Annotated in this window: 13 protein-coding genes; 3 read left to right on the forward strand and 10 right to left on the reverse strand. The window is 68.3% G+C overall.

Annotation, left to right across the window (positions count from 1 at the left end; genetic code table 11):
• The first annotated feature begins 160 nt into the window (after positions 1-160).
• The 3 genes from ACP3TD_RS13535 to ACP3TD_RS13545 are packed head-to-tail and all read left to right on the forward strand — an operon-like array spanning position 161 to position 2,611.
• On the forward strand, positions 161-1,096 hold the full coding sequence (locus tag ACP3TD_RS13535; protein WP_426763530.1) for a substrate-binding periplasmic protein: 936 nt from the start codon (positions 161-163) through the stop codon (positions 1,094-1,096).
• A 16-nt stretch (positions 1,097-1,112) separates the two neighbouring features.
• Positions 1,113-1,877: an amino acid ABC transporter permease gene (locus tag ACP3TD_RS13540; protein ID WP_426763533.1), complete on the forward strand. Its 765-nt coding sequence runs from the start codon at positions 1,113-1,115 to the stop codon at positions 1,875-1,877.
• Positions 1,874-2,611, forward strand: a complete 738-nt coding sequence (locus tag ACP3TD_RS13545; protein WP_426763536.1) for an amino acid ABC transporter ATP-binding protein — start codon at positions 1,874-1,876, stop codon at positions 2,609-2,611. Before ACP3TD_RS13540 ends, ACP3TD_RS13545 begins: the two co-directional genes overlap by 4 nt.
• A gap of 85 nt (positions 2,612-2,696) precedes the next feature.
• Here ACP3TD_RS13545 and hemL read toward each other — a convergent pair whose 3' ends face one another.
• From hemL to hemE, 10 genes are all read right to left on the reverse strand, one after another.
• Positions 2,697-4,028, reverse strand: coding sequence for a glutamate-1-semialdehyde 2,1-aminomutase (hemL, locus tag ACP3TD_RS13550; protein ID WP_426763539.1), 1,332 nt, complete (start codon positions 4,026-4,028; stop codon positions 2,697-2,699).
• Positions 4,029-4,131: 103 nt separating this feature from the next.
• Positions 4,132-5,235 carry an LLM class flavin-dependent oxidoreductase gene (locus ACP3TD_RS13555; protein ID WP_426763541.1) on the reverse strand — a complete coding sequence of 368 codons (1,104 nt, stop codon included), beginning with the start codon at positions 5,233-5,235 and terminating at the stop codon, positions 4,132-4,134.
• Positions 5,232-6,215: a porphobilinogen synthase gene (gene hemB / locus ACP3TD_RS13560; protein WP_426763543.1), complete on the reverse strand. Its 984-nt coding sequence runs from the start codon at positions 6,213-6,215 to the stop codon at positions 5,232-5,234. Before hemB ends, ACP3TD_RS13555 begins: the two co-directional genes overlap by 4 nt.
• A 57-nt stretch (positions 6,216-6,272) precedes the next feature.
• On the reverse strand, positions 6,273-7,133 hold the full coding sequence (locus tag ACP3TD_RS13565) for a uroporphyrinogen-III synthase (protein WP_426763546.1): 861 nt from the start codon (positions 7,131-7,133) through the stop codon (positions 6,273-6,275).
• 13 nt (positions 7,134-7,146) lie between these two features.
• Complete coding sequence (gene hemC, locus ACP3TD_RS13570; protein ID WP_426763549.1) at positions 7,147-8,145, reverse strand: hydroxymethylbilane synthase; 999 nt, start codon at positions 8,143-8,145, stop codon at positions 7,147-7,149.
• Positions 8,142-9,407, reverse strand: coding sequence for a ferrochelatase (locus tag ACP3TD_RS13575; RefSeq protein ID WP_426763551.1), 1,266 nt, complete (start codon positions 9,405-9,407; stop codon positions 8,142-8,144). Before ACP3TD_RS13575 ends, hemC begins: the two co-directional genes overlap by 4 nt.
• Complete coding sequence (gene hemQ / locus ACP3TD_RS13580; protein WP_426763553.1) at positions 9,404-10,105, reverse strand: hydrogen peroxide-dependent heme synthase; 702 nt, start codon at positions 10,103-10,105, stop codon at positions 9,404-9,406. The genes ACP3TD_RS13575 and hemQ overlap by 4 nt, the downstream gene beginning before the upstream one ends.
• Positions 10,106-10,217: 112 nt before the next feature.
• On the reverse strand, positions 10,218-11,012 hold the full coding sequence (locus ACP3TD_RS13585) for a hypothetical protein (RefSeq protein WP_426763554.1): 795 nt from the start codon (positions 11,010-11,012) through the stop codon (positions 10,218-10,220).
• Between the two features lie 312 nt (positions 11,013-11,324).
• Positions 11,325-12,755, reverse strand: coding sequence for a protoporphyrinogen oxidase (gene hemG / locus ACP3TD_RS13590; protein ID WP_426763556.1), 1,431 nt, complete (start codon positions 12,753-12,755; stop codon positions 11,325-11,327).
• 4 nt (positions 12,756-12,759) lie between these two features.
• On the reverse strand, positions 12,760-13,854 hold the full coding sequence (gene hemE, locus ACP3TD_RS13595) for a uroporphyrinogen decarboxylase (protein WP_426763557.1): 1,095 nt from the start codon (positions 13,852-13,854) through the stop codon (positions 12,760-12,762).
• Positions 13,855-13,937: the final 83 nt, after the last annotated feature.

Here is a 13,937-nt window from a genome sequence, read left to right on the forward strand (position 1 = left end):
GGATCTTCGCCTCACTGCAGTATTTGCCCAAGGTGAGAGAATTTAGTTTTGCGGTCACCCCTGCCCTGGCCATGCTGGACCAGCACCGGGCAGGTGCCAGGCGCCATCAGCGCAGCCTTGCGGCCCGGTTGACTTAAGACTCGATGAAAGTGACAACCTGATGAAAATCAAAGCGATGAAGTGGCTGACTACCGCTCCCGTTGCCATTGCACTGGCGGTCTCCCTGGCCGCCTGCGGCTCCGGCTCTTCCCAGCCGAGCGGAACGCCCACCGACGCCCTGCAGGGCAGCGACCAGCAGACGCTGGACAAGTACACTACCGCCGATGTCACCCCTGTCGACAAGATCGACAAGACCAAGCTTGGCCTGAACACCGCAGGCAAGCTCGAAGTGGGAACGCTCTCCGACGCCCCGCCGAACATCTTCATCGATCCGTCCGGCAAGTTCACCGGCTACGACAACGAGCTCCTGAGGGCCATTGCCGGCAAGCTGGGCCTCGAGGTCGAGTTCGTGGCCACGGACTTCTCTGCACTGCTGTCCCAGGTTTCCACCAAGCAGTTCGACGTCGGATCCTCCTCGATCTCCACTACGGACGCCCGCCGCCAGAACGTTGGCTTCACCAACGGCTACGACTTCGGCTTCATGGCTGTCGTCGCCAAAAAAGACAGCGACGTCAAGGGCTTCGACGACCTCAAGGGCGACCTCCGCATCGGTGTCGTCCAGGGCACGGTCCAGGACGATTACGTCACCAACACGCTCAAGCTCGAGCCCATCCGTTTCCCGGACTACGCAACGGTCTACGCCAACGTACGCAACGGCCAGGTCGACGCCTGGGTGGCGCCGTCGCAGCAGGCCACCGGCCAGGTCAAGGAGGGTGACGGCACCGTCATCGCCGAGTCCGTGGTCAACACGCAGAACTTCACGGCCTACGCCGTCGCCAAGGACAACCAGCCCCTGATCGACGCACTGAACTCCGGACTGGACGCCGTAATTGCCGATGGCACCTGGTCCAAGCTCACCAAGGAGTGGTACCCGGACCGCGAAACGCCGACTGACTGGAAGCCGGGCAGCAAGGCCGCCACGGTTCCCCAGAGCTGATTGAGCCGGGACGTTTATGGATCTCCTCGATCAACTGGCTGACACCTTCTTCAACTGGGAGGAAATGGCCAAGGTCATTCCCTCCCTGTTGTCGGTGGGCCTGCCCAACACCCTGATCCTCGCCGTGGCCTCCGGCATCCTCGGCTCCCTGCTGGGACTGCTGCTGGCCATGATGGGAATCTCACGGAACGCCGGTGCGCGTTGGGTTGCCCGCATCTACACCGACATTTTCCGTGGCCTCCCGGCCATCCTCGTGATCCTGGTGATCGGCATCGGCCTGAGCCCGATTGCCCGGGAAATCACGGGCTCGCGGAACCCGTACCCGCTGGGCATCCTGGCCCTGACGCTGGTCGCCGCCGCATACATTGGCGAGATCTTCCGTTCAGGCATCCAGAGCGTTGAAAAGGGCCAGCTCGAGGCGTCGAGGGCGCTCGGGTTCAGCTACGGCAGTTCCATGCGCCTGTTGGTGGTGCCGCAGGGTATCCGCCGGGTCCTCCCCGCCCTGGTGAACCAGTTCATCTCGCTGCTGAAGGACTCCTCGCTGGTGTTCATGCTGGGCCTGGCTGCCTCGGACCGGGAGATCTTCCGGATCGGCAACGATGCCATGGCCAACACCGGCAATCTCTCGCCGCTGGTGGCTGCGGGTGTCCTGTACCTGGTCCTGACCGTCCCGCTCACCCACTTCGTCAACTTCATCGATAACCGGCTCCGCACGGGCCGGCCGGAGAAGAAGGAACCCGACGACGCGGCAGCACCTATCGGCAAGGGGGCACAGGCATGACGGAATTCGCTTCCGGAACCCTGACCGGCAAGAACCTGCACCTTTCGTTCGGACACAACCACGTCCTGCGCGGAATCGACCTGCACGTGGAGAAGGGCACAACCGCTTCGGTGATCGGCCCGTCCGGCTCGGGCAAGTCCACCCTGCTGCGGGTCATGAACCGGTTGATCGAGCCGGACCAGGGCGACATCCTGCTGGATGGCCGCTCAGTCCTGAAGGACAACCCGGACGAGCTGCGCCAGCGGATCGGCATGGTGTTCCAGCAATTCAACCTCTTCCCGCACCAGACTGTGGCGGAGAACGTGACGCTGGCCCTGCGCAAGCTGCGGAAGCTGCCCAAGGACCAGGCGCGTGCCGAGGCCCTGGAGCAGTTGGACCTGGTGGGACTGAAGCACAAGGCTGATGTCCGGCCGGCCAACCTTTCCGGCGGCCAGCAGCAGCGCGTCGCGATCGCCCGCGCGCTGGCCATGAAGCCCGAAGTCATGTTCTTCGACGAGGCCACATCAGCGTTGGACCCCGAGCTGGTCAAGGGTGTCCTTGCGCTGATGGCGGACCTGGCCAAAGGCGGCATGACCATGGTGGTGGTGACGCACGAGATGGGCTTCTCCCGGAACGTGTCGGACACCGTGACATTCATGGACGCCGGCGTGGTGGTGGAGTCCGGCCCGCCGGAACAGATCTTCACGGCTCCCTCCACGGACCGTCTAAGGGGCTTCCTCTCAGACGTCCTCTAGCCACAGGAACACAAGGAAAAATCCCCGGTTGCGCCGCAGCCGGGGATTTTTCTTTTTGTCCAGGCACGGGCTTGCCCGGTGGAAACTAGCCTTGCGCGGCTGCGGCAGCCCTGGCCGCTGCGGGCAGGGCGTCGAAGATCCGGTTCATGGCAGCATCGTCGTGCGCGGCGGACAGGAACCAGGCTTCGAAGACCGACGGGGGCAGGTACACGCCGGACTCCAGCATCGAGTGGAAGAACGGGGCGTAGCGGAACGCCTCCTGGCCCTGCGCATCTGCGTAGTTGTGGACCCCGTGGGCCGAGGTTCCGAACGCCACCGAGAAGAGGTTTCCGGCGAACTGGATGGAGTGGTCCACTCCGGCTGCGTCCAGTGCAGAGGACAGCGCGGACGACAGCTCCAGTGAGCGTACGTCGATGTAGGAGTACACGTCACGGGTCGCGTGGGTCAGGGTGGCCACGCCGGCGGCCATCGCCACGGGGTTACCGGAGAGTGTTCCGGCCTGGTAAACCGGGCCCGTGGGCGCGAGGTAATCCATGACGTCGGCACGTCCGCCCAGGGCCGCCGTCGGCATTCCGCCGCCGATGACCTTCCCAAAGGTGAGAAGGTCTGGCGTCCACGGGTCTGCTGCGTCCGGAGCGCCGCCGGTGAGCCCCCAGTAGCCGGAGTAGCCTGTACGGAAGCCGGTCAGGACTTCGTCCACGATGAGCAGCGCGCCGTGTTCCCGGGTGATCCGGGAGAGGCCCAGGTTGAAGCCCTCGCCGGGAGTGACCACACCCATGTTGGCAGGGGCTGCCTCGGTGATGACGGCCGCGATGTTGGGCCCGTGGGTGGCGAACGCCTCTTTCACAGCCGCGAGGTCGTTGTAAGGCAGGACAAGGGTTTCGGCCGCGGTTGCCTCGGTGACACCGGCCGAGCCGGGCAGGGCGAGGGTTGCCACGCCGGAGCCTGCGGCGGCCAGCAGCCCGTCCAGGTGTCCGTGGTAGCAGCCGGCGAACTTGATGATGAGGTTGCGGCCGGTGAACCCGCGGGCCAGCCGGACGGCGGTCATGGTGGCCTCGGTGCCGGTGGAGACCATGCGGAGCCGTTCGACGGCGGGGACGCGTTCCATGACGATCTCGGCCAGGTTGGCCTCATCCGGCGTGGAGGCGCCGAAGGACAGGCCACGGTCCACTGCAGCGTGGACCGCGTCAAGCACCGCCGGGTGGGCGTGGCCCAGCAGGGCCGGGCCCCAGGAGCACACCAGGTCCACATACTCGTTGCCGTCGGCGTCCATCAGGTACGGGCCCTTGGCCGAGACCATGAACCGGGGCGTTCCGCCGACGGACCCGAAGGCCCGGACCGGCGAGTTGACCCCGCCCGGCATCAGCTTGCGGGCGCGGTCGAAAAGTTCCTCGTTGCGAGGGGTGCTGGAAGTCATGGTTCCTATTCTCTCAGTTTGCCGGCGCACCGGGTGCCGCCTTTGTCAGCTGCCGGCGGTGCCGGGGCCGGTCTCGCGGGACGCCGGGAGGCGGCACGGAAGGTCAGCCGGCGAGGGCGTCTGCCACCCGGGGCGCCACCGCCGTGCCGAGCAATTCGATGGAGCGCATCATGGCCGCATGCGGCAGCGGTCCGTTGCTGTACTTAAAGTCGAAGCGGTCCACGCCCAGGTTCCGTTTCAGCTGGACGATCTTCCGCGCCACCGTGTCCGGGGAGCCGACGTACAGGGCGCCCTCCGGGGCGCAGAGGGCATCAAACTCGCCGCGTCCTGCCGGCCCCCAGCCGCGCTCGGCACCGAGCCGGTTGCGCAGGGCCAGCCAGTGCGGGAAGAACTCCTCCCGCGCCCGCTCATCCGTGGCAGCGACGTGTCCCGGTGAGTGCGTGGCCACCTGCTGCATGGGATGTCCGTATTTGCCCATGGCTTCGCGGTAGAGGTCCGCCAGTGGACCGAAGGCACGCGGCTGGCCTCCGATGATCGCGAAGATGATCGGGTACCCGTACTGGGCGCACCGCAGCACGGATTCGGGGGTTCCGCCCACGCCAATCCACGTGGGCAGGAGGTGGTGTTCGAGCGGCGGGTACACGCTCAGCCCGTGCAGTGACGGACGGGTCCGTCCTTCCCAGTGCACGGGTTTTTGTGCCCGCACCTTGTCAAAAAGCTCCAGTTTTTCCTCGAAGAGGACCTCGTAGTCGGCCAGGTCAAGGCCGAAGAGCGGGAACGATTCCACGAATGATCCACGCCCCAGCATGACTTCGGCGCGGCCGTTCGAGATCGCATCCACCGTGGAGAACCGCTGGAACACCCGGATGGGATCGTCGGAGCTCAGCACGGTCACGGCGGAGCCGAGCCGGATCCGGGACGTGCGCGCCGCGGCTGCGGCCAGGAAGACCTCCGGCGCGGACACGGCGTAGTCCTTGCGGTGGTGCTCCCCCACGCCAAAGGCGTGGAGTCCGACGGCGTCTGCCAGCTCCGCCTGCTCCAGCAGCTGGCGCAGGACTTCGGCGTGTGGCTGGGGGCTGCCGTCCGGATTCGCGCCGACATCGCCGAACGTGTTCAGGCCGAGAAGGATGCGGTCCCCGCCCACTGGGGCCGTTGGGGATGCGGCCGGCGATTCCGGGACAGGTCCTCCGCCGGAAGTCGCGGTCACCGTGCATCCTTCAGCCAGCCGGCGAGCTCTGCGGCCCAGTACGTGAGCACCATGTGGGCGCCCGCCCGGCGGATGCCGAGGACGGACTCGGCAATGGCTGCCTTGCGGTCGATCCAGCCGTTGGCGGCAGCGGCTTCGATCATCGCGTACTCCCCCGAGATCTGGTAAGCGGCCACCGGCACGGGGCTCATGGCGGCGACGTCAGCGACGATGTCCAGATAGCTCATGGCCGGCTTGACCATGACGATGTCCGCGCCTTCCGCGAGGTCCAGTTCCACCTCACGCAGCGCTTCGGTGCGGTTGCCGGCGTCCATCTGGTAGGTCCGCCGGTCGCCTTTGAGCTGTGAATCCACGGCTTCCCGGAACGGGCCGTAGAACGCCGAAGCGTATTTCGCCGAGTAGGCGATCACGGAGGTGCTGGCGTGGCCGGCGTCGTCGAGGGCGGCCCGGATGGCGGCGATCTGGCCGTCCATCATGCCGGACGGCCCCAGCATGTGGGCTCCGGCCTCGGCCTGGGCAACGGCCATCCTGGCGTAGATCTCCACGGTGCGGTCGTTGTCGACGTACCCGTCGGCGTCGAGTACTCCGCAGTGGCCGTGGTCTGTGAATTCATCCAGGCAGACGTCGCTCATGATGACCAGGTCGTCGCCCACTTCGGCACGCACGTCGCGGATGGCCTTGTTCAGGACACCCTCCGGGTCGAGGGAGGCGGTCCCTTCGGCGTCGCGGGTTTCCGGGATGCCGAAGAGCATGATGCCGCCCAGGCCAAGTTCAACCGCCTCGGCCGCAGCACGCTTCAGGGAGTCGGTGGTGTGCTGCACCACGCCTGGCATGGACGTAATGGGGTTCGGCTCGGTGAGCCCTTCGCGGATGAAGGCCGGAAGGATCAGTTCGGCGGGGGCCAGCCGGGTTTCGGCGGTGAGCCGTCGCATGGCGGGGGTGGTGCGCAGGCGGCGGGGGCGTTGGCTGGGGAAAGTCATGGGTGCTGTCCTTCAGGTTGTTGCGTGGGTGCTGCTGCGGCCGGGTGGTCTGCCCGGTCAGGGCGGGGTGAGGGCTCTGACGACGGCGGCCACCAGACCCTCCGGCGTGGGCTCATCCGCCACCGCGGCCACGGGCAGGTCCAGCGAGGCCGCCTGTTCCGCCGTCGAACGTCCGATGGCCACGAGCCGGCAGCCGGCCAACGGTGACAGGGCGGCAATGCGGCGCACGGCGCTCGGGGAAGCGGCCACCACGGCAGAGATTTGTCCGCCGGCGATCTCGGCCGCTGCGGCTTCGGGGGTGAGCAGCGTGTACGACGCCGTCGCCTGGCCAGCGCCGCCGTCTTCCGGCTGCACGGCGAGCCTGCGTTCCGCTGCCGCCGGGAAGTCGACCGTGCGATAGGCCGTGACGGCGGTGACGTCGCCGCCACCTTTTCGAAGTCCGTCGGACAGCGTGTCGGCGGCGATGTCGGCCTGGGGCAGCAGGATCCGGCCGCGCCCGGTCCAGGCTTCCAGGAAGCCGGCGGCCGACTGTTCCCCGGCCGGAGTCAGCTCCACTGCCAGGCCCTGGGATTCCAGGATCCTGCGGGTAGCGGGTCCGATCGCTCCTATCCTGGTGGCCTGAGGGACCAGGCGGCCCAGTTCCAGTCCGCGTTCCGCTGCCTTTTCCATCAGGACGTGGACGGTGGTGGCGCTGCTGACCACCAGCCAGTCAAAGGCACCAGCGGCCAGGGCGTCGCAGGCTACATCCAGGGCGTGCTGGTCCGGCGCGCGTTCAAAGTCGATCAGCGGCAGCAGGACGGGCGTGGCTCCTGCCCGGGCGAGCGCCTGGACAAGCGCCGCGGACCGTTCCGGGCTGCGGGTCACCAGGACGCGGGTTCCGCTGAGCGGTCCGTCCTGGCCGGGTGCGCTGGAAGGCATCATCATCGCCGGGTCAGGAGGCCTGGAGGTCGGCGATGTCGGCGGCCCCGCCGGCAAGGAGGACTTCGGCCAGTTCGATGCCCAGCAGTGTGGCGCCCACTTCGGTGAGCCCGTCCGTGGCGCGTTTGTCCCGGACGGAAGCTTTACCGTCCACGGCACACACCACGGCCTCCAGGTGGAGCATGCTGCCCTTGCGGTACGCGTAGGCACCGACGGGAGCGGCGCAGCCGGCTTCGAGCCTGGCCAGCAGGGCGCGTTCGGCGGTGACGGCCAACCGGGTGTCGGGGTCGTCGAGGGCGGCCAGGGCCTGCGCCAGCACGTCCTGGGATCCCTCTGTTAATCCGGGTTTGCGCGGCGCGTCGGCGGTCCGGCACTCGATGGCGAGCGACCCCTGGCCCGCGGCCGGGAGCATCACGTCGGGTTCAAGGAATTCGCTGACGGCGTCCAACCGGCTGATACGCTCCAGGCCCGCTGCGGCCAGCACCACGGCATCAAGGTCGCAGGACTTCCCGGGAACCACTTCTGCGGTGGTATTGCCCGGCAGTCCCGGGACGCGGCCCAGGCGGGTGTCCACGTTGCCGCGGATATCCACAATCTCCAGGTCGGCGCGCGCGGCCCGCAACTGGGCTGCGCGCCGCGGCGAACCCGTCCCCACCTTGGCGCCCTCGGGAAGATCCGCGAGCTTGAGCCCGTCCCTGGCGCACAGCACGTCGCGGACGTCAACGCGTTTGGGCGTCGCCGCCAAGCTCAGGCCCACGGCGGCGCCCGTGGGCAGGTCCTTGAGGGAGTGCACGGCGACGTCGCATTCGTCGCGAAGCAGGGCGTCGCGCAATGCGGCCACGAACACGCCCGTGCCGCCCATCTGCGAGAGCGGTCCGGTGAGGACGTCGCCGTCGGTCCGGATGTGGACGAGCTCCACGGGGAAGCCTCCGACGGCGCCGAGTTGGTCCGCGGTCTGCTGCGTCTGGGTCAGGGCGAGCTTGCTGGCCCTGGTACCGATGCGGACAGTCACTGCTGCGCTGCTTCCCCGGACTGGCCCGAGGTGGTGCCGGATCCAGCGGCGGGATACGGGTCGTGCCCGGTGCCGACGGTGGTGTCCGCCCCTGCGATGGTGGGTTTCTCGCCACGGAAGTTTGCGCAGCAGCCGGGCCGGCACACGTCGTACCAGGGCCCAAGGCCGGTCAGCGCCGGGCGGTCGCTGATGTTGTTGGCCAGCGTGCGTTCGGAGATCAGGTCCACCAGCCCGTTGACGAACTTCCGGTGCGTACCCGGAGTGGGGACACGGGTAGCTGCCAGCCCAAGGTTGGCACAGGTTTCCAGCGCCTCGGTGTCCAGGTCCCAGACGACCTCCATGTGGTCGCTGACGAAGCCGAGCGGAACGATGACGATCCCCTTGGTGCCCTTGCCTGCGAGTTCCTCGATGGCGTCGTTAATGTCGGGTTCGAGCCACGGCACGTGCGGGGCACCGGACCGCGACTGGTACACCAGCGACCAGTCAGCGGTGAGTCCGGATGCTTCCTTCACGCGCTCGATGACGGCGGCGGCGGTGGCAAGGTGCTGCGCCACGTAGGCGGAGCCTTCCTCGAATTCGCGCGGTTCGCCCTCGGACCGGCCGGCGGCCTCGGCGTCCCTGGTGGGGATGGAGTGGGTGGCGAACAGGATCTGGACCGGAGCGTCGGGGGTCCCGGCCTCGGCCAGCTTGGCGCGGACCTCGGCGAGGCCTGCGGCGGTGCCCTCAACGAACGGCTCCACGAAGCCGGGGTGGTCGAAGTACTGGCGGACCTTGTCCACTTCGAGGCGTCCGTCCAGTCCTGTTTCCGTCAGGGCCATGCCGATGTCCTCGCGGTACTGGCGGCAGCTGGAGTAACAGGAGTAGGCACTGGTGGTGACCATCAGCAGGCGGCGGTGCCCGGCGTCGTACGCGTCCTGCAGCGTTTCCGGGATGTACGGCGCCCAGTTGCGGTTGCCCCACAGCACGGGCAGTTCGATGCCGCGGGCAGCGAGTTCGGCCTCGAGTGCGGCCTTCAGCTCACGGTTCTGCTGGTTGATGGGGCTGATGCCGCCGTTGGCACGGTAGTGGTGCGAAACTTCCTCGAGCCGCTCGTCGGGGATGCCGCGGCCGCGGGTGACATTGCGGAGGAACGGGATGACGTCGTCCTGGCCCTCGGGCCCGCCGAAGGAGGCGAGGAGGACGGCGTCGTAATTCTTAGGCGCCATGCGGCCGGCCTCGGTGACGGGGTTGGCTACGGCGGTCTGGGGGTCGAGCGGGTTCATGCGAGTACCTCGGCTACTTCTTCGGCGGAGATCCGGCGTCCCGTGTAGAACGGGATCTCTTCACGGACGTGGTTCCGCGCTTCGGTGGCACGGAGGTGGCGCATAAGGTCGACGAGGTCAACCAGTTCGGGGGCCTCAAGGCCAAGGATCCATTCCCAGTCGCCAAGGGCGAAGGAGGAGACCGTGTTGGAGATGACCTGGGGGAAGTCGCGGCCCAGCAGTCCGTGGTCACGGAGCATCTTGCCGCGCTCGGCGTCGGGCAGGATGTACCACTCGTAGGAGCGGACGAACGGGTAAACGCACAGCCACTCGGCCGGGGCAACGCCGCGTGAGTAGGCCGGGGTGTGGTTCTTGGCGAACTCTGCTTCGCGGTGGACGCCCATGGCGGACCAGACAATCTCAGTGCCCGCGAAAAGGTCGCTGCGGCGGATGTCGCGGATGGCCTGCTGCAGGGCCTCCGGCTTTGGGCCGTGGAGCCACACCATCACGTCGGCGTCGGCGCGCATGGCCGAGACGTCATAGCTGCCGCGGTGCGTAACGCCGGCGGCCGCGAGCCGTTGCAGCAGCGTTTCGAAGTCAGCTGCAGCATCGGCGCTGCGGGCAGCCTGCCCGGACCGCTTGAAGACCGTCCAGAGGGTGAAAAACTGCTCGGCTGATTCTTCGGTTTTAGTGACAGATTCGGCAGAAGTGTGGCTCATGGTTACAAGTTTGCCCCTTCGTTACCCCCAAGTCGAAACCGAATACTTCTACAGCGCGTAGAAGTGCTTAATGTCACAGACGCTACAGCGTCCGCCGCTGGCGGACCGCCCGTCAGGGCTTGCGAAGACGCAGGTAAACGAGGCCCGCGGCACCGCCCACGGCAACCAGTCCAATGCCCAGCCACACCATAGCTGTCTGCATTTCTGACTGGGCCGGCGTCAGCGTGCCGGTGCTCCGCACGGTACTGCTCGCGGCGGCGCTGCCGGGCAGTGTTGCGGCCCGGGGCACGCGCGTGTCCGCGACCTGTCCCAGCCCCCTGGCAGCAGATACCAGCCTGTCCGCACCCGTCGATCCGGCGGTGCCCGAAGCACCGCCAGCAGAAGCGTTGCTGCCGGGAACAGCTTCGGCGGACGGCGCGGCGCCGTCCGTGGACGATGACTGGGAGACTGCCGGCGCAGCCGCAGTGGCGGGAACCTGCGCGTTCGCCCGGGGAGCGGCCGGGGCCCGCTGGGCCGCCGGGAGTTCGGGGGCGGCCTGAGACTGTCGCGTTTCCGGTGTGGCCTGCGTGGTGTCGGCACCGGCAGGTGCCGAGGCGGTTGCCGATGGACCGGTCGGGCTGCCGGACGGCGAGGGCAGGGGCAGGTCCGGGAGCGGAACCGGCGGGAGGATCGCGGCCGGCGCAGTGAGTGCCCTGGCAGTGGACGTGGGAGCTACCGTGGCGGTAGCCGTGGGAGCAACGGTGGCCGTCGCCGTGGCCGTCAGGGATGCCTGCACTGCCGGGACCAGGGACGCCGGAACGGAGATAACGGCCGAGGCTGCCGTCCGCCGGCGGGTGTCCTTGGCGGTTGCTGTCTCACGGGGTTCGCCGGGCTCCTTGGCCGCCCCGGAGCCGATTGCGAGGGACACATTGGCAGGCAAAGAATCCGCGGCCAGTGTGGCCGACGCGGCGCTGTCGCCGGGGTCAGCCGTCCCTTGGTCTGCCTGGGACACCTGCGCGCCTGTGGTGAGAACCAGTACCGCTCCGACTGCCGCTGCCGCTGCGCTGCGTCGGATTCCCCCATGGATACCGGTCCGGGACGTTGAAAGCTCGGACCTGTGTTGAACCATGGTCATCGACCCTAACCAAAGCCGGCAGGGAAAGAAAAGTTTGCAACCGCCGCCGCTATGTGCGCGGGCTGGCCCCAAGCTGTGGCCAGCCCTCCTGACCAGCGTCGATGGTCAGGACAGCAGGTTTCGCAGCTGCGTCCGGGTGTCGGACACCACGGCTGCCAGGCCGTTGCCCGCCACCCAGCCACCCACGACGGCCAGGGCGCCGGTAGCCGAGCAGGCTTCCCGGATGGACGCTACCCGCGCACGGTGTCCCACCGCGGCAAAAGGCAGCGAGCCGCGCCAGCGGACCACGTCCCAGTCCACAACGTCGCTGCGCCGGATGGGAACTTCCAGCAGCGCCGAGGCGTCGTGCAGCGCAGCTGCAAGCAGTTCCTCATCGGTCTCCGGACCGCGGCGCTTCTCTGGCCCGCCGTGGCCGTCGGCCCGCCCGTAGGACAGCCGCACCACGTGCCGGCCCGGCCCGGCGGCTTCGCGCAGCCATTCCCATTTGCCGGTGGCGTGCGTCAAGGCCTTCGCACCGATGCCGGGCGTTTGCGGCGCCACCAGGACGCCGGTGCCGCGCGGGCGGCTGTCCAGCGCCGCATTGCCGATGACCAGGGTCACCAGCTTCACGTCGGGGCCGGCGCCGGGCTTCTTTCCTGCGATGCCCGGAACGGACGGCGCCAGGAGGTCGACGGCGGCGGGACCGTCGGTGGCCACCACCAGGACGGTGGCGCCGTAGGTTGTTTGCCCGGCGGTTACCCGCCATCCCTTGGACGTGCGGTCCGCGGATTCCGCGCGGGTGCCCGTCAAAAGGGTCACTCCACTGGCTGCGAGGTCTGCCACCAGCGCGTCGGTCAGCGTGTGCATTCCACCCTTGAGTCCGGCGACGGCGGAGCCGGCTTTTGCGGGGCCGCCGGCTTTGCCCCGGCGCAGCGCGGAAACCGCGGCAGCGAGGGAACCCTCCCGGCGCAGTCCGGCACGGAGACCGGGCGCCACCATGTCGACGTCGAGCATGCCCGGATCCGCCGAGTGGACTCCCCCCACCACCGGCGCCACCAGCCGTTCCAGGACGCGCTTGCCCATCCGCGCGCGGACCAGCGCAGCCACGCTCGTCACGTCCGTGCCGGCACCTACCGATGCCGGAAGGAAGCGGTCCGCCGAGGCCCGGAGCGCACCGAGCAGGCCCAGGGAACGCCGGACTTCCGGGTCCCACGGATTGGCCGGGATGCCCAGGACACCTGTCTTGGGCAGCTCGCGGGGGCCCTCGGGCAGCTGGACCCACGCGCCGCCAGGCCGGGGCGTGACGATGTTGGTGTCCAGGGCGAGTTCGGCGGCGAGGGATGCGACGGCGTCGGACCGGGTGGCGAACGATTCCGCCCCGCTGTCCAGGCTGATCCCGGCCACCGTGTGGCTGCCAACGCAGCCGCCCCAGGCGCCGCTTTCCTCGAGCACCGTCACCCGGTAGCCCGCTGCGGCGAGTTCCCTGGCGGAGAGCAGGCCGGATATTCCTCCGCCCACCACCAGCGCCTGGCTGGTTTCTGCCGGCGAGCTGTCCACGCGGCTACTCCGGGGAGATGGAGTGGATGAGTTTGACCACGCGGGTCAGGACGTCCGGGTCGGTTTCCGGCGGGACGCCGTGGCCGAGGTTGAGGACGTGGCCGGGGGCCCCGGCCCCGGCGGCAATGACTTCGCGGACGTGCGCTTCGAGGACATCCCACGGAGCAGACAGGAGGGCGGGGTCGATGTTCCCCTGGAGCGGTACGGAGCCGCCCAGCCGGCGGTTGGCTTCGTCGAGCGGCAGGCGGTAGTCCACGCCCACGACGTCCACCCCGACGTCGCGCATGGCAACGAGGAGTTCTGAGGTGCCGGTTCCGAAGTGGATCAGCGGTGCGCCAAGGTGGCGGACGTGGCCAAGGGCGCGGGAGGATGCCGCCGCCACAAACCGCTGATAGTCAGCAAGGCCCAGCGAGCCTGCCCATGAATCGAAGAGCTGGCCCGCGGACGCTCCGGCTTCGAGCTGGGCGCGCAGGAAGAGGCCGGAGGCGTCGGCAGCCCAGTTGGCCAGGGCGTTCCAGGTTTCCGGATCGGCGTGCATCATGGTGCGCGGGCCCAGGTGGTCCCGTGAGGGCTTGCCTTCCACCATGTACGCGGCAAGGGTGAACGGTGCACCGGCAAAACCGATCAGGGGCGTCTTGCCCAGTTGGGCAACGGTGAGGCGGACGGCTTCCCGGATGGGTTCCAGGGCTTCCCAGGTCAGCTTCGGAAGGGCGGCCACATCCGCTGCCGTCCGGACGGGCTTGTCCAGCACGGGACCGACGCCGGGGACAATGTCGACGCCCACGCCGGCCAGCTTGAGCGGAATCACGATGTCCGAGAAGAAGATGCCTGCGTCCACGTCGTGCCGGCGGACGGGCTGGAGGGTGATCTCCGAGGCCAGTTCGGGCCGGAGGCAGGAGTCCAGCATGGCGATGCCTTCACGGACCTTAAGGTATTCCGGCAGTGAACGCCCGGCCTGCCGCATGAACCAGACGGGGCGGCGGGACGGCTTGCCGCCCCGGTAGGCCGTGATCAGCGGGGAGTCTGCCGTGCGGCCATCCATGAGCGGATGGTCTGCGGCGAGTGTGCCGGCAGCGGAGACGGCGGGGCTAGGAGTCATGCCTTCGATTGTGCCCAAAATCAGCGGCAAAAGATAACGACAGGCTGTCACGGATAGACCCTGCCGCCTCCCGGTGGCAGGAA

It is taken from the genome of Pseudarthrobacter sp. 1G09 (assembly GCF_050038305.1).
Taxonomy (GTDB): Bacteria; Actinomycetota; Actinomycetes; order Actinomycetales; family Micrococcaceae; genus Arthrobacter; species Arthrobacter equi.

Bases quoted from the DNA above. Each gene is read 5' to 3' on its own strand.
- ACP3TD_RS13535 (WP_426763530.1), top strand. From the start codon at position 161: ATGAAAATCAAAGCGATGAAGTGGCTGACTACCGCTCCCGTTGCCATT.
- ACP3TD_RS13540 (WP_426763533.1), top strand. From the start codon at position 1,113: ATGGATCTCCTCGATCAACTGGCTGACACCTTCTTCAACTGGGAGGAA.
- ACP3TD_RS13545 (WP_426763536.1), top strand. From the start codon at position 1,874: ATGACGGAATTCGCTTCCGGAACCCTGACCGGCAAGAACCTGCACCTT.
- hemL (WP_426763539.1), bottom strand. From the start codon at position 4,028: ATGACTTCCAGCACCCCTCGCAACGAGGAACTTTTCGACCGCGCCCGC.
- hemB (WP_426763543.1), bottom strand. From the start codon at position 6,215: ATGACTTTCCCCAGCCAACGCCCCCGCCGCCTGCGCACCACCCCCGCC.
- ACP3TD_RS13565 (WP_426763546.1), bottom strand. From the start codon at position 7,133: ATGCCTTCCAGCGCACCCGGCCAGGACGGACCGCTCAGCGGAACCCGC.
- ACP3TD_RS13575 (WP_426763551.1), bottom strand. From the start codon at position 9,407: ATGAACCCGCTCGACCCCCAGACCGCCGTAGCCAACCCCGTCACCGAG.
- hemQ (WP_426763553.1), bottom strand. From the start codon at position 10,105: ATGAGCCACACTTCTGCCGAATCTGTCACTAAAACCGAAGAATCAGCC.
- hemE (WP_426763557.1), bottom strand. From the start codon at position 13,854: ATGACTCCTAGCCCCGCCGTCTCCGCTGCCGGCACACTCGCCGCAGAC.